We start from the raw sequence: 19,573 nt of genomic DNA, 5'->3' as shown, positions 1-19,573 counted from the left end.
AAGTGGCGGAGGCCGCGCCCGAGGGCGCGGCCTTCTGCATTTCCGGCCGGGCCTGCGCCCGCCGGTCAGGGTCCGCTGCGTGCGGCCGCGCCCTCGCCCCACGCGCGACGCCTGCCCCGCGCCGCGGGAGCCACGCCCCCCACGGGCGCGAGACCCGACGCGGCGCCTCCGCGGGAGGGCGCGAGGCGGGGGGTCAGCGCAGCTTCGGGGGGCGGCTGGGGTCCATGCCGGGGGCGGCGCCGGGGACGGCGGGGGCCTCGGGCTCGGGGATCTCGAAGCCCAGGCCCGTGCGGCGGGCGGCGGCCAGCGCCGGGGCGTCGGCGGGGGCGAAGAACACCTCGAGCGACGTCTCCGGGTCGGCGAGGCGGGCGCTTTCAGACACGGCCAGCACCACGGCGCGGCGGCGCGCCTCGGCGGCGGCCTCCAGCGCGCGGCCGGCCTGGGGGGCGCCCGTCTCCCGCTCGGCCAGCGCCAGGGCGAGGCGCGGGCCCTCGGGCGTCGCGGCGGTGACCAGCCAGGCCTCCGACAGCCACGCGCCCAGCGCCGCCAGCTTCACGTCGAGCGCCGAGATCAGCGCCTCCGAGGCGCCGCGGGGGGCCGAGAGCGCCTCGATCCGCCCCTCGGCGCCCTGCGCCTCGGCCGCCGAGACCTGGGCCATCCAGTCCAGCGCCTCGGCCCCGTGGAACAGCTCCGAGGGGGCGACGCCGGGGTTGACCGCGAGGTTCACGCCCTGCCCCGCCAGCATCCCGATCAGGGCGCGGCCCGGCACCTCGGCATAGTCCTCACCGCCGCCGAAGGCCGCCAGCCGCGCCTCGTCGTCGAAGGCGAGCGCGGTGGGGCCGGCCTCGAGCTCCAGCATCAGCGGCGACAGCGCGCCGTCCTCGCCCGGCGCCTCCTTCAGCAGCAGGCACAGGCGCGCGTTCAGCAGCGCGTCCACCACCCGCCCGTCGGCGACGTCCCCCCCGGCCAGGCGCATGGCGCGGTCGAGCGGGGTTTCGGGCGCGTCGGTCATCGGGGCGTCTCCTGGCGGCGGGTCCGGGGGCGGGGCGCCGGCGCGCCCTGCGCGGTTCCTTTCGACCGTCGCAGGGCGGGGGTCAATGGCATGCCGCGACGCGGAGGGGGGCGGGCGCCGCCCCCGGGCCGCGCTCAGTCGGAGAGCGCCGCGGCCTCGGTCGGCGGCAGGGCCCGCGCCAGGATCCAGTCGCCGACGATGCGGTGGACCTCGGCCGCCTCCAGGTCGCGCAGCAGCATGTGCCAGCCGGTGGAGACGTAGGCGAACTCCTTGGGCCCCGGCAGGCGCTCGAAGGCGGCGCGCACGCTGCGCTCGGGCACCACCTGGTCGTGGGCGCCCTGCACCACCAGCGTGTCCAGCCGGTCCTGCGGCGCGGCCGCGTAGGCGCGGTCCATCAGCCGGATCAGGCCCAGGAACTCCCGCGAGGAGGGGTTGGCGTAGTGCAGCGGATCGGCCGAGAGAGCGCGCAGCATCTCCATGTTGTCGGAGGGGTAGATCGTCACCGGGCTGGCGCGGGCCGAGAAGCGCTGGTCGGGCATCACCTGCGCCGCGGTCCAGGCCGAGGCGCGGAACAGCGGGTTCAGCGTGTCGCCGCCCCAGACGGCGGGCGCGAGCAGCACCAGCCCCGCGACGCCGGGCAGCCGCCCCTCCCCCGCCGCCGCCAGCGCCACGCCGCCGCCCATCGAGTGGCCGGCCACGAACAGCGGCAGGTCGGGGCGGCGCGCCTGCACGTCCCTTGCAGCGGCCTCCAGGTCCTCGATCAACGCCGCCTCCCCCGGCCAGCGCCGGTTGGAGCCGTTGCGCCCGAAGCCGCGCTGGTCGTAGGCGTAGACCTCGATGCCCCGCGCCGACCAGTTCTTCGCCGCCTCCCCGAAGGTCGAGGGGCCGTAGTCGCCGTAGCCGTGCAGCGCCAGCAGCGCCGCGCGCGGCCGCTCCGCCGTCCAGACCGACAGGGCCAGCGGGCCGCGGGGGGTGACGATCGCCTGCCCGTCCTCGGCCCCGGTCAGCAGGCCGTCGAGGAAGGCCGGCGTCGTCGGCCCCGGCGCGCAGGCCGAGACGGCGAGGCCGAAGCCGAGCGCGCTCAGAGCAGCTCGGAGACGCGGGCGCGCAGCCATGGGACCAGCTCCTCCTCGAACCAGGGGTTGCGGCGCAGCCAGCCGGTGTTGCGCCAGCTGGGGTGGGGCATGGGAATAAGATGGGGCAGGTGATCGCGCCAGTCCCGCACCCGCTGGGTGAGAGGGCGTTTCCCGTTCAGCGCCCAGGCCTGCGCATGGGCGCCGATCAGCAGCGTCAGCTCCACCTGCGGCATCGCCGCCAGCGCCCGCGCGCGCCAGAGCTCCGCGCAGAGCGGCGGCGGCGGCAGGTCGGCGCCGCGCGCGTCGTAGCCGGGAAAGCAGAAGGCCATGGGCAGGATCGCCACCCGGTCGCGGTCGTAGAAGGTCGGCCGGTCGATCCCCAGCCAGTCCCGCAGCCGGTCGCCCGAGCGGTCGTCGAAGGGCAGGCCCGAGGCATGGACCCGCGCGCCCGGCGCCTGCCCCGCGATCAGCAGCTTCGCGGTGGTCGAGATCCGGGTGACCGGGCGCGGGGCGTGGGCGGTGCGGGTGGCCGCGAAGCGCCCGGCGCAGGCGCGGCAGGCGGCGATCTCCGCCTCCAGCTCGCGGGCGCTCTCGGCGGGGGCGCGGGCGGGAGCGCTCATGCGCGGCCCCCCGCGGCGCGCGGGCGGGTCCGGCGGACGGCAGGCCGTCGGGCGGGGGAGGACCGAGGGCGTCGGACGATCGCCGCCTCGCCGGGGGGCGAGGGCGCGGGGGTCGCGTCGGCGAAGGGGGCGGGATCGGCCGTCATGTTCAAATCCATGCCGCCTAGGATGGCGACGCCGCCCCCCGCCGCGCAAGCCCCGACCGCGGCCCTCCCCGAGATGTGCAGGCCCGAAGGGCTCCTCCAGCCCGGCGGTCGCGCCCGAAACGGGAGCGCCGCCCGCGCCGGCGCGCCGGGGAGGGCGGGCGGGAGGCGCGCCGGCGCGGGCGGCGCGGGCCGCGGGCGCGCGGCGGGGGGCCCTTGCCGCGGCCGCCCGCGCGTGGCTACGTCGCGCCCATGAACCGGAGCGAGGGCATCGACGTGCTGGTGGCGGGCGGCGGGGCCTTCGGGCTATGGACCGCGCTCGCCTGCCTGCGTCGGGGGCTGCGGGTGGCGGTGGCGGACGCGGGGCGGATCGGGACAAGCGGCGCCTCGGCCACGCCCACCGGCGCGCTCGCCCCTCACCAGCCCGGCAAGCCCACGCCCCTCAAGACCCTCCAGGCCCGCGCGCTGGCCGGGCTGCCCGAGGCGCTGGCGACGCTGGAGGCGGAGACGGGGCGCCACGTCGGCCATGCCCGGCACGGGCGCCTGACCGTCCTGCCCGACGCCCCGGCGCGGGAGCGGGCGGAGGCCCGCCTGCCCGGGATGCGCGCCGCGATGGGCGAGGCCTGCGCGGTCCTCTCCCCCGGCGACTGGGCCGCGGAATGGCTGGAGGCGCCGGCCGCCCTGTTCGATCCGCTGACCGGCCGCATCGACGGTGCGCGCCTGCTCCTCGCCCTGCGCGCGGCCTGCGAGGCGCGGGGGGCGCGAATGCTGGACGGCGAGGCGCTGGCGGACCCGGCCCCGCGGCCCGAGGGCTTCGCGCTGACCTCCGGCCCCCTGCGGGCGGGGCGCCTGGCGCTCGCCACCGGGGCGGCGGCGTTCGGGGCGGCGGGCCTGCCCGGCGGGCCCGAGCACGGGCAGGCCGCGCGGCTGGCCTTCCGCGCGCCGGAGGGCGCGCCGGTGCTGATGGCGCGCGGGTTGTGGGTCGTGCCCCATGCCGACGGGACCGTCGGCGTGGGCGCGACGGCCGAGAAGGGGCGCGCGGACCTGGGCGTCGACGCGCAGCTCGACGACGTCATTGCGCGCGCGCGGGCGCTGTGCCCGGCCTTGCGCACGGCGCCGGTGCTGTCACGCTGGGCGGGGCTGCGGCCGCGCGCGGCCTCCCGCGATCCGGTGGTGGGGCCCCTGCCCGACCGGCCCGGCGTGGTGGTCGCGGGCGGCGGCCAGCGCCTGGGCCTCGCCCTCGCCGCGGCCTGCGGCGAGGCGGCGGCCGGCTTCCTCGCCGACGATCCGCCCCAAGACTGGGCGGAGGCGTTCCTGCCAGCCGCCCATCTCGCCCGCGCCTGACCCCCTGCCGGAGCCCCCCATGCCGATCCTGACCCCCACCGACTTCACCGCCGAAATCGTCTACCTCGGGATCGTCCCGGACCGGGAGGCGGGGCTCGTCTCGACCCCGCTGGAGCGGGTGGACGTGGAGTGGGAAGGATTCGCGGGCGAATGCCACGGCGGGTTGACCCGGCCGTCGTGCTCGCGTGTCACCTCCCAGTATCCGCGCAAGGGGACCGAGATCCGCAACGTGCGCCAGCTCTCGATCCTCTCGGACGAGGAGCTGGCCGGGATCGCGGCCGACATCGGGCTCGAGCGTCTGCCGCCGCAATGGGTGGGGGCGAACCTGGTGCTGAAGGGGATCGAGGGGTTCACGGACGTGCCCCCCTCGTCGCGCCTGATCGCGGAGGGCGGGGTCTCGCTGACCGTGGACATGGAGAACGCGCCCTGCCAGCTGCCGGCGCGGGTGATCGAGGACCTGGCGCCGGGCCATGGCAAGCGCTTCAAGGCCGCCGCCCTGCACCGCCGCGGGGTGACCGGCTGGGTCGAACGTCCCGGCGCGCTGGCGCTGGGCGAGCGGATGCGGCTGCACGTGCCGCCGCCGGTCAAGCGGCGCTGGATCTGAGGGCCGGGGGGGCGGAGGGGCGCGGACCCCTCCGCCCCCCCGGCAGGTCGCGACGGCGGATCGGCCGGCGCGGGCGGGCGAGCCGTGCGGGGCTCGCCGGCGCGCGTCGGGAGATCAGAGCTTGGCCGCGACCCGGCTCCAGATGCGGGCGATCTCGTCGCCGGCGCGCTCGAACCCGCGGCGGATCTCGTCCTGGGCGCCGGTGTCGTCGCGCGCGGCGCGGTCGTAGCGGGCCCTGGCGGCGGCGTGGTGATGCTCCAGCTCCGCCAGGTGGGCCTTCCACTCGGCCTTCACCTCGGCGTTGTCATGGGCCTCGGTCCGGTCGCGCAGGTGGTTGATGTCGTCTTCCCACTTCGCCAGCCGCCGAGCCATGTGCTCGGCATATTCCTCGCGGGTCATGGCGTGATATTGGGACATGGCTTTCCTCTCCGGTGGTCGTCCGGGGGACGGCTGTCCCCTGGGCCTCTTGGGGGGCGTGCCTCTTCGATATAGTCCGCCGGGCGCCGTTGCGGCGCCCCCGCGGCTGTTTCTCGCGGGCGGCGGGCCCCGAGGCGCGAGAGCGTCGCCACGCAGCGCTCGCCGTCGAAGAAGCGGGCGAGGGCGTCCTCGAAGGCCGCGGGGTCCTCGCCGGCCGCGCGGGCGGCCTGCGCGAAGAGGGTGAGGGAGGAGCGCAGCTTCAGGTCGTCCGGCGTCCCCATCAGCCGGCGGGGGGAGCGTTCGCCCGAGCGCATCGCCGCCGCGACCGCCTCCCGCAGGCGGGGGCCGAGGACCGGGTGGGCGAGGTAGGCCCGGGCCTCGGCGAGGCCCGAGATCGCGTAGCGCTGCGCCATCGGGCTGCTTCCCAGCCCCGCGATCTGGGGGAAGACGTACCACATCCAGTGGCTGCGCTTGGCGCCGGCGCTGAGTTCGGCCAGCGCGCGGTCGATCGCGCCGTCCTGCGCGGCGAGGAAGCGGGCGAGGTCGTGGGGATCCTCCCCGCCCAGGGTCGCGCCGGCCCCGCTCATGGCGTCAGCAGGACGCGGCCGATGGCGTTGCGGTCGGTCACCTGCCGCATCCCCTCGCGGAAATCCTCGAGCGGCATGACCGCGTGGACCTGCGGGGCGATCCGGCCCGCCTTCCACCAGTCCATCAGCTGCTCGACGCCCGCGCGGTAGTCGGCCGCCCAGCGCACCCGCTCGTCCTTCACGCCCCAGCCGACGTGCTGGCCCATGTTGAAGCCCGCCACGTGGATGTTCTTCAGCAGCAGGATGTTGGCGGGGACCGAGGGGATGCCGCCGCCCACGAAGCCGATCACGATGTGCCGGCCGCCCACGTCGAGGCAGCGCAGCGAGTCGTGGAACACCTTCTCGCCGACCGTGTCGTAGACGACGTCGACGCCGCGGCCGTCCGTGGCCTCGGCCACGTAGTCGCGGAAGGAGGTCTTGGTGGTGTCGATCACGTGTTCGACTCCCCGCTCGCGCAGGAAGGCGGCCTTGGCCTCGCCGCGGACCACGGCGAAGGGCTCGGCCCCCACCGCGCGGGCGATGTCGACGGCGGGCAGGCCGACGCCGCCGCAGGCGCCGTGGACCAGCACCTTCTCGCCGGGCTGGAGCCTGGCGCGCCACATCAGGCCGCCGTAGGCGGTCATCCAGCCGATGGGGATCGCGGTGGCGGGGCCGGAGTCGAGCCCCTCGGGGATCGGGTAGACGTGGCGGGAGTGGACGACGACCTGCTCGGCGTAGCCGCCCCAGTCGAGCGCGGCGCAGACCCGGTCGCCGACCTTCAGATCGGCGTCGAGCGGCCCCTCGCCCAGCTCCAGCACCGTGCCCGAGACCTCGGCGCCCGGCGAGAAGGGCAGCGTGGGCTTGCGCTGGTACTTGCCCTCGACCACCAGCGTGGTCGCCCAGCTGACCGCGGCGTGGGAGACGCCGATGCGGACCTCTCCGGGGGCGAGGGGGCCGGGGACGGGAACCGATTTCAGCTCCATCTCGTCGTAGGGCCGCCAGCTCTCGCAGATCACGGCGCGCATCGTCTCGCCCATTCGCTCGCTCCTCCTTCGGGGTCTTGTCGCCTGCGGCGCGCCCGAGGTTGTCGGCCGGCCGGTCGGCGGCGACTGTCGCGGCGCGCCCGGGCGGGGTCAACGGCGGGGGCGCTGCGACGATGCCGCGGGGCGGGGGCCGCGGGGCGGGGGCCGCGCGCCCGGATCCGGCCGCCGGGGCGCGCGCCGCGCGCCCGGACCGGACCGCGGCGGGGCGCGCGTCGCCGCCTCGCCTCGCCGGGTCGGATTCGGGAACGCGGGCGGCGGGCGGGGGGCGCAGGGTTCGCCGGGGGTTCGGGCGCCGCGCGGCGCCCGCGCCGCTTTCCGCGACGGCCCGACCGGCGTAGAAAGGCGCCGCCCGCCAGCCCGCGCACCGGAGACAGCAGATGACCCTTCGTTCCGCCCGCGCCGCCCGGACCGCCTGCGGTCTCGCCGCCGCCGCGTTCGCCCTCGCCCTCGCGCCCGGCGTCGCCTCGCCCGCGGCGGCCGACTCGCAGGAGGGCTACTACTACCCGCCCGTCACCTCCGAGGAGGAGTTCGACCGCGAGATGATCGACGGGCCGACCGCCGATCCGCTGACGCGCGAGACCTTCGTGACGATGATCACCACCGCCCAGCTGGCGGCGCCCGAGAACCCGCGCTTCGCGATCTTCGCCAAGGGCGACGGCTCGCGCCGGCTGATCATGGTCGGGCTGGACGACGGCTCCTTCAAGACGCTGTACCGCGCGCGGGCGATCCTGGCGCAGATGACCTACAGCCTGCGCAACTCGCCCTTCTTCAAGGACCAGGGGATCGAGGCCACGGCCACCCTGTTCGACGTGCTGCAGCTGATGGACTTCGAGTCGCTGACCATCACCGACGGCGAGACCTGGTCCCACCGCGTCTACTTCAAGTGACCCCCAACGGGACCGGCCGCCGGAGGCGCCCATGACCGACCTGAGCCAGATCACCTCGCTGGGCCGCACGGTCGAGACCCCCGCCTCCCCCGAGGCGGCGGTCATCGACGTGGTGCCCAACCCCCAGCAGGGGACGCTGTTCGCCGCCCGCTTCGTGGCGCCGGAGTTCACCTCGCTGTGCCCGGTGACGGGACAGCCGGACTTCGGCCACCTGGTGATCGACTACGCCCCGGACGCGAGCCTGATCGAATCGAAGTCGCTGAAGCTGTTCCTGACCAGCTTCCGCAACCACGGCGCCTTTCACGAGGACTGCACCGTGGGCATCGGCCGGCGCCTGGCCGAGGCGGCGAAGCCCCTGTGGCTGCGCATCGGCGGCTACTGGTATCCCCGCGGCGGCATCCCTATCGACGTGTTCTGGCAGACCGGCGCCCCGCCCGAGGGGCTGTGGCTGCCCGACCAGGGCGTGCCCCCCTATCGCGGCCGGGGCTGAGCCTCCGCCCGCGCCTTCCCTTTCCCGACCGCTCCCGACCCTTCCCAGGAGAGCCTCATGGATCAGCAGACGACCGCTTCCGCCCGCATCATCGACGGCAAGGCCTTCGCGGCCGCCCTGCGCGAGCGCATCGGGGGCCATGTCGCGGCCCTGAAGGCGCAGGGCGTGACCCCGGGCCTGGCGGTGGTGCTGGTGGGCGAGGACCCGGCCTCGGAGGTCTACGTGCGCAACAAGGGCGTGGCGACGGCCGCGGCCGGGATGCAGGGCTTCGAGCACAAGCTGCCCGCCGACGCCTCGGAGACCGAGCTGCTGGACCTGGTGGCGCGGCTGAACGCGGACCCGGCGGTGCACGGGATCCTGGTGCAGCTGCCCCTGCCCGGGCATCTGGACGCCGACAAGGTGATCGACGCCATCGCGCCCGAGAAGGACGTCGACGGCTTTCACGTGCAGAACGTGGGCCGGCTGGCGACGGGGATGGACGCGATGGTCTCCTGCACGCCGCTGGGCTGCCTGATGCTGCTGCGCGATCAGCTGGGGGAGCTGTCGGGCAAGGAGGCGGTGGTGATCGGCCGCTCGAACATCGTGGGCAAGCCGATGGCGCAGCTGCTGCTGCGCGAGAACTGCACGGTGACCATCGCCCATTCGCGCACGAAGGACCTGGCCGCGGTCTGCCGGCGGGCGGACATCGTGATCGCGGCGGTGGGCCGGCCGAAGATGGTGCAGGGCGACTGGATCAAGCCGGGCGCCACGGTGATCGACGTGGGCATCAACCGCATCCCCGCGCCCGAGCGCGGCGAGGGCAAGGTGCGGCTGGTGGGCGACGTGGACTTCGACCAGGCCGTGCAGGTCGCCGGTGCGATCACCCCGGTCCCCGGCGGCGTCGGGCCGATGACCATCGCCTGCCTGCTGGCCAACACCGTGATCGCCGCCAGCCGCCAGAACGGCATCGCGCCCCCCGCCGACCTCGCCTACTGAGCTCGCTTTCGATCGACGTCCGGGCGGCCCCCGCCCGGGCGGGGGCGCCGCGCGACGCGCCCCGCCCGTGGCGGGCGGCGGGCCCGCGGCGCTGGCCAGGCGGGGCGCCGCGGGGCGGCCCGGCGGCGCGGGCGCGCCTCAGTCGGCCTGCATCTCGCGGCGGCGCATGGGCATGGCGTCGATCAGGGCGAACAGCTCCGCCGGGGCCACGGGATGCGGCTCGCGCAGCTTCACGCCGCCGTCCTTGCCCACCAGGATCGCCGCGAACCCCTCCACCCCCAGCTTGCGCCTGAGCGCCCCGTCGCCGTCGGGATCGACGTCGGCCAGCAGCACCACGTCGCGCGCCTCCAGCTCAGACTCCACGCCCTGCAGCGCCTCGATCTGGGCGCGGTAGGCGTGGTCCTGCGCCGAGTCGGCGAAGATCAGCAGCGGGCGCGCCTGCCAGCTCCAGGCCGAGAGGTCCTGCGTCTGCGGCGGCAGGGGCGAGACGCCCTGCGGCTGCGCCGAGGCGGCGGCGGAGAGGGCCAGCACGGCCGCGGCGGCGAGGCGAAGGGGGCGGACGGATCGGGACATGGCACGTCTCCCTGCACGCGACGGGGGAAGGGCGGTCGGGTCGGGAGATGCGGCGGGGAGGGCCGGCGGCCAGCCCCCTCACGCGAAGTTCAGGGCCCGGAACGAAAAAGACCGGCCCGCGAGGACCGGTCTTTTTTCCTTCCCCTTCAAGGGGAACCGTTGGAGCGGGCGATGAGATTCGAACTCACGACCCCAACCTTGGCAAGGTTGTGCTCTACCCCTGAGCTACGCCCGCGTCCGTCGGTGAGCGGTGATCTACAGAGATTCGCGGGGGGGTGCAAGAGGGGTCTGAACCGCTCGTCACGTCATCTTTGCAGGTTTGGTTGCGACAGGCGGGCGCAGGGGCCAGATCGCTGCAATGCAACGGAAAACGCCGCCGGGCGGGAGCCTCGGCGGCGTTTTCGCAAGCGGCGGGAGAGGGGAGGCCCTCAGCGGCCGGTGCGCTCGAACACGACGCGCGCGGTGCGCAGCAGGACGCCCAGGTCGACCCAGAGCGAGACGCGGCGGGCGTAGGTGCTGTCGTAGATCGCGCGGGTGGCGAAGCTGTCGTCGTTGCGGGCGCCGACCTGCCAGGGGCCGGTCAGGCCGGGGCGCAGCGCGTAGTAGCTCATGCCGTTGTAGATGTCGGTCTGGCTCGGCGTGAAGGGGCGCGGGCCGACGAAGGACATGTCGCCGACGAAGATGTTCCACAGCTGCGGAAGCTCGTCGAGCGAGGTGGTGCGCAGGAAGCCGCCGAAGACGGTGATGCGCGGATCGTCGCGAAGCTTCTGGGTCACGTCCCACTCGCGGCGCGCGGCGGGGTTGGAGTCCAGGTAAGCCTCCAGCCGGTCGTCCGCGTCCACGACCATGGTGCGGACCTTCCAGCACTTGAACAGCTTGCCGCCGCGGCCGACCCGGTTCTGCCCGTAGAAGCCCGGGCCGCCGTCCAGACGCGCCAGCAGCGCGAACAGCAGGATCAGCGGGCCGGCCACCGGCAGGAACACGAGGCAGAGCAGAACGTCGAGCGCCCGCTTGCCGTGACGCACATAGAACCCCTCGCGGGTTCCGGCGTTCATGAGATCGCGTGCGGACACCGATCCAGTCTCGCCCGTTTTGTGGAATGCGGCGTGATGCAACACCGATCGACTTCCCCCAACTTCCCCACACGCCCGGACCCGAAGGTCGGATGAACGCCTGCCGCTCTTTCCCGGAACGGCTGCCGCATCCCCATGCGCGGCGGCGTTAGATGAACGTTTCCATAAATCCGTCGCACGCACAATCTCTATTCCGCTCGTTAACGTTGGATTCAGGTTTCAAATTCGACGAACTCTCAACGACCTCGCACGATTGGCGCGCTCGCGGCGACGACCGTACAGGTTCGTGGCGAGATGAACGGCCCGAATCGGCGCGAATCTCGGCGCGAGACCGTCCAGACAGGTGCGGCGCCTTGGTCACGCACGCCCTTTCGCACGCCGCGGGGCCGCCCGCCGCCGCAATTTTGAATGGAATCCGCACTCGATTCGCTGCACAACGTGCCGTTAAAGCACGAGAGGAACAACGAGGGGCGAGGTCTTGTTCAAGCAGGCTTTTCTTATGGCAGGTGGTCTCCTGCTCGCGCTTCCGGCCTCGGCGCAGGTCGGGACGCCGCTGAGCCAGTCGCCGTCGGCGGCCCCCGCGGCCCAGACCGACGCGGCGACGGTGCGCGCCAACCTGGGGCTTCCCGAGTCCGACGACGGCATCGTCGAGGAGGGCGCCCCCTACAAGGTGCGGGTCGGCGACCGGCTGGCGATCTCGGTGCTCGAGGATCCGTCGCTGAGCACCACCGCGCTGGTGCTGCCGGACGGGCGGATCTCGCTGCCGATCGCGGGCTCGGTCTTCGTTTCCGGCCGCTCCACCGACCAGATCGAGAAGACGCTGGAGCGCAGCTTCGCCGCCGGCTTCTCGGTGCGCCCGACGATCACCGTGGCGGTCGCGGGCCTGGCGCCGCTGACCTCGGACGACGTGCTGGACGAGCCGGTGCGCTTCTACGTGATGGGCGCGATGAACCGGCCGGGGCCGATCGAGTCCGACCGCGAGATCACCCTGCTCGAGGCCATCGCCATGGCCGGCGGACCCAGCCCCTTCGCCGCGACGAGCCGCATCCAGCTGCGCCGCCGCGACGAGAACGGGGTCGAGACCGTCTACCTGTTCGACTTCGAGCGGGTCGAGGAGGGGCTTCCGGTCGAGAACAACGAGGTGATCCAGGAAGGCGACGTGATCTTCGCGCCCGAGCGCGGCCTGTGGGACTGAGCCCCGGCCTGCGCCGGGAGCATCGAGGCCGATGCAGGGGAGACGCGACGTGCGACGCGCCATGAACGGGCCGGACCGAGAGCGGCCTGCCGGAACCGGCGCCGACGCGCCGGGCCGCGCGGGGCGGGTGCGCCGCCTGGCCCAGGGCGGCGTCGCGGCGGCGGCGGCGGCCTCGGTCGTGCTGGCGGGCGCGCCCTCGGACGCGAGCGACCGCACGCTGACCGGCCGGCTGACCCAGACCTTCCTGGGCGACACCAACCTGCAGGTCGACCGCTCCACCACCACGACGGGCGGAACCACGTCGAGCGACGGGGCCGCGCTCGGCTCCCGCTCGCGGCTGTCGGTGGACTACAGCGACCGCACCTCGACCTCGCTGTTCCGCTTCGCCGGCGACATCAACTACGACGCCTATACCGGCTCGGACAACGACAACCTCACCGGCCTGTTCCCGGACCTGACCGCCAGCTACGAGCTGACGGGCACGCGCAGCGTGGTGCAGGCGTCGTTGTTCGGCTCGGCCCAGCCGGTCGACTTCCTGGACTTCAGCGGCTTCTCGTTCTTCGACCCGAACGCCGAGCCGACGCCGATCGACCCGACCGACCCCACCGGCGGAACCCCGAACCTCTCGGCCGCCAGCCGCGAGGCGATCCGGGTGATCTACGGCGCGAGCTTCAGCTACGACGCGCGCGTGAACTCCCGCGATTCGACCAACGTCGCCTTCACCCTGCAGCGCCGCGACTTCGTGGACGGCGGGCCGGGGCTGACGCCGTCGAACCAGTTCACCGTCGCCACCGGCTGGTCGCGCCAGGTCTCGACCTCGACCACCGCCGGGCTGACGTTCAACGGCAGCATGCTCAAGGCCGAGGGCACGACCGACACCGAGACCTACACGATGAGCGTGGCGCCCACGCTGACCTACGCGGCGACGCCGGCGCAGGTCTACAACGTGTCGCTGGGTCCGCGCTGGTCGGTGACCGACCGCAAGGAGCCGCTGGCCGGCGGCGGCTTCGACCCCGACACCAGCTACAGCCTGGGCCTGCGGGCCTCGGCGGGGATGACCTACGCCTACGACAACGTCGAGACGGCCCTGTCGCTGAACCAGGACGTGACGCCCAACGACAACGGCGACGCGGTAAACCGCACCTCGATCAACGCCTCGCTGCGCCACCGGATCACGCCGACGACGACGCTTCTGTCGCGCATCGGCGCGTCGATCGAAACGCCGCTCGATTCCAATTCGACCAACGTCTCCGAAGAGACGATCCGCGTGACCTACAACGCGGGGCTGAACTACCAGGTCAACTCCCTGACGCGGCTCGATTTCAACCTGGGCTCGCTGTATCGCGACGACGGCGTGGACCGCGACGTGGTGATCAGCGCGGGCGCCGGCTACCGCTATTCGCTGACCCAGGACACCGGGATGCGGCTGGGCTACGACTTCCGCATGCCGATGGGCGACATCGACGACGAGGACGACTCGCACCGTCTCAGCCTGACGCTGACCCACGACTTCACGCTGCTGCCCTGAGCCCTTGCGCCGGGGACGGCGCGGGCAGGCCGCGGCGCCATCCATGGGGGGCCCCCGATGAAGGGCATCATTCTCGCCGGGGGATCCGGCACGCGGCTGCATCCGATCACGCTGGGCGTCTCGAAGCAGCTGCTGCCGGTCTACGACAAGCCGATGATCTATTACCCGCTGTCGGTGCTGATGCTGGCGGGGATCCGGGACATCCTGGTCATCACCACGCCCCACGACGCCGAGCAGTTCCGCCGCGCGCTGGGCGACGGCGGCCAGTGGGGCGTGAACCTGCAGTACGCGGTCCAGCCCAGCCCCGACGGGCTGGCGCAGGCCTTCCTGATCGGGCGCGAGTTCGTGGGGACCGACAACGTCTGCCTGGTGCTGGGCGACAACATCTTCTACGGCCACGGCCTGCCGGAGCTGCTGAAGGCCGCGCTGGGGCGGCCCACGGGCGGCACCATCTTCGGCTATCACGTGCAGGATCCGCAGCGCTACGGCGTGGTCGAGTTCGACCGCGAGGGCCGGGCCCTGTCGATCGAGGAGAAGCCGGCCGAGCCGAAAAGCTCCTACGCCGTCACCGGCCTCTATTTCTACGACAACGACGTACTGGAGATCGCGGCGAACGTGAAGCCCTCGGCCCGCGGGGAGCTGGAGATCACCGACGTCAACAACGCCTATCTCCAGCGCGGCGACATGTTCGTCGAGATCATGGGGCGCGGCTACGCCTGGCTCGACACCGGGACCCACGCCTCGATGCTCCAGGCCGGCCAGTTCGTGCAGGTGATCGAGGAGCGGCAGGGCCTGAAGGTGGCCTGCCCCGAGGAGATCGCCTGGCGCTCGGGCTGGATCGGGGACGCGGAGCTGGAGGCGCTGGCGGCCCCCCTGAAGAAGAGCGGCTACGGCGACTATCTCGCCCGCCTGCTGACCCAGCGACGGTGAGGGCCGCGGCCCGGGCGCGGCGCCGCCTTCCCCCGGCCGGCCGGTCCCGCTAAGGGACGGGCATGGAATTCCGCGCCGAAAGCCTCGCCTGCCGCCGCGCCGGGCGCCTCGTGTTCGAGGGCCTGTCCTTCGCGCTCGTCTCCGGCCAGGCGGCGGCGCTGCGGGGGCCGAACGGGTCGGGCAAATCCTCGCTGCTGCGCATCCTCGCGGGGCTCGCCCCGGCGGCGGCCGGGCGCGCGGTGCTGGACGGGCTCGAGGTCGCGACGGACGGCGAGGCCTGGCGGGAGCGGGTGGCGCTGGCCGGCCATCTCGACGCGGTGAAGCCCGCCTTCACGGTGCGCGGCAACCTCGCGGCCTGGGCCGCCTTCCACGGCGCGCCCGCCACGCGGGTCGACGCGGCGCTGGAGCGCTTCGGGCTGGAGCGGCTGGCCGACGATCCCGCGCACTGGTGCTCGGCCGGGCAGAAGCGCCGGCTGGGGCTGGCGCGGCTGTTGGTGACCGCGCGCCCGGTGTGGCTGCTGGACGAGCCGACGGTGTCGCTCGACGCGGGCTCGACCGCCGTCTTCGCCGAGGTGGTGCGCGAGCATTGCGCGCAAGGCGGGATCGCGCTGGCGGCGACGCATGTCGACCTCGGCTTCGGCGACACGGCGGTGGCGATGCCCGAGCGGCCGGCGGGCGTGCGCTTCATCGAAACGTCGACGCCCGAGGCGAAGGCGCCGGAGCCCGCGCCCGAGAAGGCCGAGGACGATCCGTTCCTGTCGGGGGACTGGCGATGAGCGCCTTTCTCGCCCTCATGCGCCGGGATCTCGCGCTCGCCTTCCGGATCGGCGGCGGGGGGCTTCTGAGCCTGGGGTTCTTCCTGCTGGCCGCCCTGCTGATCCCGCTGGGGGTGGGGCCCGAGGGGCAGGCGCTGACCCGGATCGCGGCGGGGGTGGTGTGGGTCTGCGCGCTGCTCGCCTGCCTTCTGTCGCTCGACCGGCTGTTCCAGGCGGACCTCGAGGACGGCTCGCTCGACCAGCTGGCGCTGGGGCCGCTGCCGCTTGAGGCGATCGTATTGGCGAAGGCGGCGGCGCACTGGATCTCGACCGGGCTGCCGCTGACGCTGGCGGCGCCGGCGATCGGGGTGATGCTGAACCTCGACCCGCAGGCCTTCGGCGCGCTGCTGCTGGCGCTGCTGATCGGCACGCCGGCGCTGAGCCTGGTGGGCGCGGTCGGCGCGGGGCTGACGGCGGGGGTGCGCCGCGGCGGGCTGCTGCTGTCGGTGCTGGTGCTGCCGCTCTACGTGCCGACGCTGATCTTCGGGGCGCAGGCGGCGGACCGGGCGGCGACGGGGCTCGACCCCCTGCCCGCCCTCGCCTTCCTGGGCGCGGTGACAGCGCTGGCGGCCGGCGTCTCGCCCTTCGCCGCCGCCGCCGCGCTGCGGGTGAACCTGCGCTAGGGGCGGTTCAGAGGAACAGGCCCGCGTCGTCGAGATCGGCCGCCGCGATCCCGCGCACCACCGCCAGCGCCTCGTCGCCCGCGCGGATCTCGGCCCCGGCGCCGGCGTCCACGAAGCTGAGCTCGGCGAAGGTCAGCCCCTCCAGCGCGAAGCGGTCCTCCTCCAGCGCCATGTCGCGGATCACGTCGCGGCCGTCGCCCGCGCGCAGCACGACCACGTCCATGGCCCCGTCGGGGCGGCGGAAGGCGTCGCCGAGCAGCAGCACGTCCGCGCCGCCGCCGCCGTCGTAGCGGTCCGCCCCCTTGCCGCCGAGCATCTTGTCGGCGCCGAAGCCGCCGAACAGCAGGTCGTCGCCGCCGCCGGCGCGCAGGACATCCTTGCCGCGGCCGCCGACGAGCCGGTCGGCGCCGTCCTCGCCGCTCAGGTGGTCGTGGCCGGCGCCGCCGAAGAGCCGGTCGTCGCCGCCGCCGCCGTCCACCACGTCGTTGTCGCGGCCCCCGCGGGCGGCGTCGTCGCCCTCGCCCGCGTCGATGCGGTCGCGGTCGGCGCCGGTCCTCAGCCGGTCGTCGCCCGCGCCGCCGTAGACGACGTCGCTCCCCTGCCCCGTGGCGACCAGGTCCGCGCCGTCCCCGGCGATCACCAGGTCCACGCCGCCGGCCGTCGCGCGGTAGACGTCGTCGCCGCCGGCCATGCCGACGTTCACCGCGCCCTTGCGCCGCCCCCCTTCGACCACGTCGTCGAAGCCGGTGAGGATCAGCCGCTCGATCGAGGCGAAGCGGTCCACGGCGCCGCCGGCCTTGGTCACGGTGCGCCCGGGCAGGTCGACCGCGACGCCGCCGGTCGGCGGGTCGAGCGACGCCTCCACCGTCTCGCGGTAGACCAACACGTCGTTGCCGCGCCCGCCGTCGAAGACGTCCTCGCCGCCCTGGGAGCCGTAGACCACGTCGCGACGATCGCCGCCCGAGATCGCGTCGTCGCCGGCGCCGGTCTGGAGGATGTCGAAGCGCCGGCCGCCCGCGGCCTCGAAGCTCTGCGCGGCCAGCCATGCGTCGAAGGCCGCGGCGCGCCCCTCCCCGGTCGAGGGGGGCGTCGGGTCGCCGGGGGCCGGGATGGCGAGCGCCTCGAACAGCCCCGCCAGCCCCTCGCCCGAGATCAGAACGGCGCCGGCCATCGAGCCGTCGGCGTCCGTGGGCAGGCCCGAGATCTCGATCCTGAGCGGCGCGTCGTCCTCCGGCGGCCAGACCGCCACGGCGGCGCGGCCGTCGCCGGTCTCGAACCGCTGGGTGCGGCGGTCGTCCGCGGTCTCGACCGCGCCGCCGGCGATCTCCTCCCGCGCGATCTCGCGCAGGAGGGCGAAGGCGGCGGGCATGTCGATGAAGTCGTCGGCGCGCAAAGACAGCGTGGGCACAAGCATTCCCCCTGATAAATTCCGGGGGACCCTAGCCGATCGTATCCGCAACGGAAACCGGGAAGCGGATCCGCTTCGCTTCAATCCGTCCGAAGGACGCGGCGGCGCGGCCGGGCCGCGCTCGCCCCGGTCAGGCGGGCCTGCCCGGGGTCAACCCGATCTCGATCTCGCGGGCGAGGAGGGCGCCCTGCAGGCCGACGCTGGAGGTCCACTCCACCTCGAAGCCCCGCGGATCGGGCAGGATCGCGAGGTCGAAGACGATGGCGGGAACAGCGTCCAGGTCCCGGCATTCGAGACGCTCGATCCCCCGCAGGGTCAGGGTCACGACGGCGTGCCGTTCGGTCAGGTAATATCCCTGCGCGTCGGTCTCGCGGAGCAGGGTCCAGGCGTGCAGGCGCAGCGTCGCGGCGCCGCCGCCGACGAGGTCGAAGCTCAGGATCTCGGCGTCGTGGAAGCGGGGCGCATGGCCGAACCAATCCAGCAGGGCGCGCCCGCCGGGAATGGCGAGAAGGGTTTCGGGGGCGGTCTGCAAGGGCATGGGGATATCGGCTCGCATCGGGAAACCATGCGGAGCCTGCATGTCGGGGCGGCGGAGACAAGCCCCCCGCCCGGCGCCGGCCCTCCCCCGACGGGGGGAGGGCGGCGGGCGTTCAGGCCCGCGCCTCGCGCCGCAGGGCGGCGGGGGCGGGGGTGTAGGTCTCGTCGAGCGCGTAGCCGGCCGAGCGCACGGTGCGGATCGGGTCGCGGTCGCCGCGCCGGTTGATCGCCTTGCGCAGGCGGCCGACGTGCACGTCCACCGTCCGGATCTCGACGTAGACGTCGCGGCCCCAGACCAGGTCCAGCAGCTGCTCGCGCGAGAAGACGCGGCCCGGGCGCTGCATCAGCACGTCGAGCAGCTTGAACTCGGTCGGGCCCAGGTGCAGGTCGCGCTCGCCGCGGCGCACGCGATGGGCCTGCCGGTCGAGCATGATGTCGCCGAAGGTCGCCACGTCGCCCGCCAGCGTGGGGCGGGAGCGGCGCAGCACGGCGCGGATGCGGGCCAGCAGCTCGGAGGTCGAGAAGGGCTTGGTCAGGTAGTCGTCGGCGCCGGTCTCGAGCCCGCGGATGCGGTCCTCCTCCTCGCCGCGCGCGGTCAGCATGATGACCGGCGTATCCTTGATCTCGGCGCGAGCGCGGATCTGGCGGCAGATCTCGATCCCCGAGACATGCGGCAGCATCCAGTCCAGCACGATCAGGTCGGGGCGTTCCTCCTCGATCGCGATCAGCGCCTCTTCGCCGTCGGACACCAGGCTGACCTTGTGGCCTTCTTTCACGAGGTTGTACTCGAGCAGCGCGCACAGCGCCTCGTCGTCCTCGATCACCATCACGCGGGCCGTCATGGCGCGTCGTCTCCTTGTTGAGCGGCCATGCGCGGGCCGCCGGAGGCGGAGGGCGGCGGCCGCCCTCCCCGGTCGTGTCGATGGCCGCGGCCGGTCAGGCCTGCGCGTCCGGGTCGGCGGCGGGCGCGTCGCCTTCCACCAGCGGCTCGTTGCCGTAGCCGCGCGGCGCGCGGGGCCGGTCGGCGGTCAGGGGCTCGCCCTCGACCACGTACCAGGTCATCTCGGCCAGGTGGGTGGCGTGGTCGCCGATCCGCTCGAGGTTCTTGGCCATGAACAGGCAGTGGGAGCCGAGCGTGATCGTGCGCGGATCCTCCATCATGTAGGTGACCATCTCGCGGAACAGGGCGTTGTAGAGCTCGTCGACCTCCACGTCGCGCCGCCAAACCGCCAGCGCCGCCTGGCTGTCGCGCGCCGAATAGGCGTTCAGCACGTCCGAGAGCTGCCGCTGCACCGTGCGGCCCATGCGCACCAGCGAGCCGGAGATGCGCATCGGACGCTCCCGCGCCAGGTCGATCGACCGGCGGGCGGTGGACTTGGCGAGGTCGCCGACCCGCTCCAGCGTCGAGGAGGCCTTCATCGCGGCGACCAGCAGGCGCAGGTCGGTGGCGACGGGGGCCCGCAAGGCGATGGTGCGGATCACCAGCTCCTCGGTCTCCTGCTCCAGCTTGTCGAGCCGGCGGTCGGAGGCGATCACCCGCTCGGCCAGCTCGACGTCGCGGCGCTCGATCGCGTCCAGCGCCTCGTCCAGCAGCTTCTCGGCCAGACCGCCCATCTCGGCGATCTTGGCGCGCACGCCCATCAGCTCCTCGTCGAAGGCCGTGACCGTGTGGCGCCCGGTTCCCATGGTGGACATTCGTCTTTCTCCCGCCCCT

22 protein-coding genes and 1 tRNA gene are annotated in these 19,573 nt (G+C 74.1%); 10 read left to right on the top strand and 13 right to left on the bottom strand.

Annotated elements, in window-relative coordinates; all coding sequences use genetic code 11:
- Nucleotides 1–193 precede the first annotated feature (193 nt).
- The 3 genes from P2H44_RS12065 to P2H44_RS12055 all read right to left on the bottom strand — a co-directional run bounded on the left by P2H44_RS12065 (nucleotide 194) and on the right by P2H44_RS12055 (nucleotide 2,708).
- Entirely contained in the window at nucleotides 194–1,012 is an 819-nt protein-coding gene (locus P2H44_RS12065) for an SseB family protein (RefSeq protein ID WP_275763804.1), read from the bottom strand.
- 134 nt (nucleotides 1,013–1,146) lie between these two features.
- The gene (locus P2H44_RS12060; protein WP_275763803.1) at nucleotides 1,147–2,127 is read right to left on the bottom strand and encodes an alpha/beta fold hydrolase; all 981 of its coding nucleotides are present in this window, start codon (nucleotides 2,125–2,127) and stop codon (nucleotides 1,147–1,149) included.
- On the bottom strand, nucleotides 2,094–2,708 hold the full coding sequence (locus P2H44_RS12055; RefSeq protein ID WP_275763802.1) for a uracil-DNA glycosylase family protein: 615 nt from the start codon (nucleotides 2,706–2,708) through the stop codon (nucleotides 2,094–2,096). Before P2H44_RS12055 ends, P2H44_RS12060 begins: the two co-directional genes overlap by 34 nt.
- 395 nt (nucleotides 2,709–3,103) lie before the next feature.
- On the opposite strand from P2H44_RS12055, the gene P2H44_RS12050 reads away from it, so the two are divergent.
- Together P2H44_RS12050 and P2H44_RS12045 are read left to right on the top strand one after the other, a co-directional pair.
- Nucleotides 3,104–4,195 (top strand): NAD(P)/FAD-dependent oxidoreductase, encoded by a 1,092-nt coding sequence (locus P2H44_RS12050; RefSeq protein ID WP_275763801.1) that lies wholly within the window; start codon nucleotides 3,104–3,106, stop codon nucleotides 4,193–4,195.
- A 19-nt stretch (nucleotides 4,196–4,214) separates the two neighbouring features.
- On the top strand, nucleotides 4,215–4,799 hold the full coding sequence (locus tag P2H44_RS12045; RefSeq protein ID WP_275763800.1) for an MOSC domain-containing protein: 585 nt from the start codon (nucleotides 4,215–4,217) through the stop codon (nucleotides 4,797–4,799).
- Between the two features lie 114 nt (nucleotides 4,800–4,913).
- On the opposite strand, the gene P2H44_RS12040 is transcribed toward P2H44_RS12045, so the two are convergent.
- From P2H44_RS12040 to P2H44_RS12030, 3 genes are read right to left on the bottom strand one after another with little or no spacing between them, the layout of a single operon-like run.
- Nucleotides 4,914–5,216, bottom strand: coding sequence for a sll1863 family stress response protein (locus P2H44_RS12040; protein WP_275763799.1), 303 nt, complete (start codon nucleotides 5,214–5,216; stop codon nucleotides 4,914–4,916).
- Nucleotides 5,195–5,803 carry a DUF1810 domain-containing protein gene (locus tag P2H44_RS12035; protein ID WP_275763798.1) on the bottom strand — a complete coding sequence of 203 codons (609 nt, stop codon included), beginning with the start codon at nucleotides 5,801–5,803 and terminating at the stop codon, nucleotides 5,195–5,197. The genes P2H44_RS12040 and P2H44_RS12035 overlap by 22 nt, the downstream gene beginning before the upstream one ends.
- Complete coding sequence (locus P2H44_RS12030) at nucleotides 5,800–6,819, bottom strand: NADPH:quinone oxidoreductase family protein (protein ID WP_275763797.1); 1,020 nt, start codon at nucleotides 6,817–6,819, stop codon at nucleotides 5,800–5,802. The genes P2H44_RS12035 and P2H44_RS12030 overlap by 4 nt, the downstream gene beginning before the upstream one ends.
- A 383-nt stretch (nucleotides 6,820–7,202) precedes the next feature.
- Between P2H44_RS12030 and P2H44_RS12025 the strand changes: the two genes are divergently transcribed.
- The 3 genes from P2H44_RS12025 to folD are packed head-to-tail and all read left to right on the top strand — an operon-like array spanning nucleotide 7,203 to nucleotide 9,177.
- Entirely contained in the window at nucleotides 7,203–7,712 is a 510-nt protein-coding gene (locus P2H44_RS12025; RefSeq protein WP_275763796.1) for a hypothetical protein, read from the top strand.
- Between the two features lie 31 nt (nucleotides 7,713–7,743).
- Entirely contained in the window at nucleotides 7,744–8,202 is a 459-nt protein-coding gene (queF, locus tag P2H44_RS12020; RefSeq protein WP_275763795.1) for a preQ(1) synthase, read from the top strand.
- A gap of 57 nt (nucleotides 8,203–8,259) precedes the next feature.
- Complete coding sequence (gene folD, locus P2H44_RS12015) at nucleotides 8,260–9,177, top strand: bifunctional methylenetetrahydrofolate dehydrogenase/methenyltetrahydrofolate cyclohydrolase FolD (RefSeq protein WP_275763794.1); 918 nt, start codon at nucleotides 8,260–8,262, stop codon at nucleotides 9,175–9,177.
- A gap of 138 nt (nucleotides 9,178–9,315) precedes the next feature.
- On the opposite strand, the gene P2H44_RS12010 is transcribed toward folD, so the two are convergent.
- From P2H44_RS12010 to P2H44_RS12000, 3 genes are all read right to left on the bottom strand, one after another.
- On the bottom strand, nucleotides 9,316–9,750 hold the full coding sequence (locus tag P2H44_RS12010; protein ID WP_275763793.1) for a DUF4174 domain-containing protein: 435 nt from the start codon (nucleotides 9,748–9,750) through the stop codon (nucleotides 9,316–9,318).
- Nucleotides 9,751–9,910: 160 nt separating this feature from the next.
- Nucleotides 9,911–9,985 (bottom strand) — tRNA-Gly (locus tag P2H44_RS12005).
- Between the two features lie 193 nt (nucleotides 9,986–10,178).
- Nucleotides 10,179–10,805 (bottom strand): sugar transferase, encoded by a 627-nt coding sequence (locus tag P2H44_RS12000; RefSeq protein WP_275763792.1) that lies wholly within the window; start codon nucleotides 10,803–10,805, stop codon nucleotides 10,179–10,181.
- 517 nt (nucleotides 10,806–11,322) lie between these two features.
- Here P2H44_RS12000 and P2H44_RS11995 point away from each other — a divergent pair.
- From P2H44_RS11995 to ccmB, 5 genes are all read left to right on the top strand, one after another.
- Nucleotides 11,323–12,018, top strand: a complete 696-nt coding sequence (locus P2H44_RS11995; protein WP_275763791.1) for a polysaccharide biosynthesis/export family protein — start codon at nucleotides 11,323–11,325, stop codon at nucleotides 12,016–12,018.
- A 49-nt stretch (nucleotides 12,019–12,067) separates the two neighbouring features.
- A complete protein-coding gene (locus tag P2H44_RS11990) occupies nucleotides 12,068–13,546 on the top strand; it encodes a TonB-dependent receptor (protein ID WP_275763790.1) in 1,479 nt (492 codons plus the stop codon).
- A gap of 57 nt (nucleotides 13,547–13,603) precedes the next feature.
- Nucleotides 13,604–14,476 carry a glucose-1-phosphate thymidylyltransferase RfbA gene (gene rfbA / locus P2H44_RS11985; protein ID WP_275763789.1) on the top strand — a complete coding sequence of 291 codons (873 nt, stop codon included), beginning with the start codon at nucleotides 13,604–13,606 and terminating at the stop codon, nucleotides 14,474–14,476.
- A 62-nt stretch (nucleotides 14,477–14,538) separates the two neighbouring features.
- Nucleotides 14,539–15,252, top strand: a complete 714-nt coding sequence (gene ccmA, locus P2H44_RS11980) for a heme ABC exporter ATP-binding protein CcmA (protein WP_275763788.1) — start codon at nucleotides 14,539–14,541, stop codon at nucleotides 15,250–15,252.
- On the top strand, nucleotides 15,249–15,914 hold the full coding sequence (gene ccmB, locus P2H44_RS11975; RefSeq protein ID WP_275763787.1) for a heme exporter protein CcmB: 666 nt from the start codon (nucleotides 15,249–15,251) through the stop codon (nucleotides 15,912–15,914). Before ccmA ends, ccmB begins: the two co-directional genes overlap by 4 nt.
- Nucleotides 15,915–15,921: 7 nt before the next feature.
- Here the strand turns inward: ccmB and P2H44_RS11970 are convergent, their stop codons facing one another.
- The 4 genes from P2H44_RS11970 to phoU form a co-directional block, all read right to left on the bottom strand.
- On the bottom strand, nucleotides 15,922–17,328 hold the full coding sequence (locus P2H44_RS11970; RefSeq protein WP_275763786.1) for a calcium-binding protein: 1,407 nt from the start codon (nucleotides 17,326–17,328) through the stop codon (nucleotides 15,922–15,924).
- A gap of 124 nt (nucleotides 17,329–17,452) precedes the next feature.
- Nucleotides 17,453–17,860: a hypothetical protein gene (locus P2H44_RS11965; RefSeq protein ID WP_275763785.1), complete on the bottom strand. Its 408-nt coding sequence runs from the start codon at nucleotides 17,858–17,860 to the stop codon at nucleotides 17,453–17,455.
- Nucleotides 17,861–17,972: 112 nt separating this feature from the next.
- Nucleotides 17,973–18,701, bottom strand: coding sequence for a phosphate regulon transcriptional regulator PhoB (gene phoB, locus P2H44_RS11960; protein ID WP_275763784.1), 729 nt, complete (start codon nucleotides 18,699–18,701; stop codon nucleotides 17,973–17,975).
- A 94-nt stretch (nucleotides 18,702–18,795) separates the two neighbouring features.
- Nucleotides 18,796–19,554, bottom strand: coding sequence for a phosphate signaling complex protein PhoU (gene phoU, locus P2H44_RS11955; RefSeq protein ID WP_275763783.1), 759 nt, complete (start codon nucleotides 19,552–19,554; stop codon nucleotides 18,796–18,798).
- Nucleotides 19,555–19,573: the final 19 nt, after the last annotated feature.

The sequence above is a fragment of the Albimonas marina genome, from assembly GCF_029223255.1.
GTDB lineage: Bacteria > Pseudomonadota > Alphaproteobacteria > Rhodobacterales > Rhodobacteraceae > Albimonas.
The sequence above is the reverse complement of the archived record's forward strand: the minus strand, read 5'-3'. Positions and strand labels throughout refer to the sequence as shown.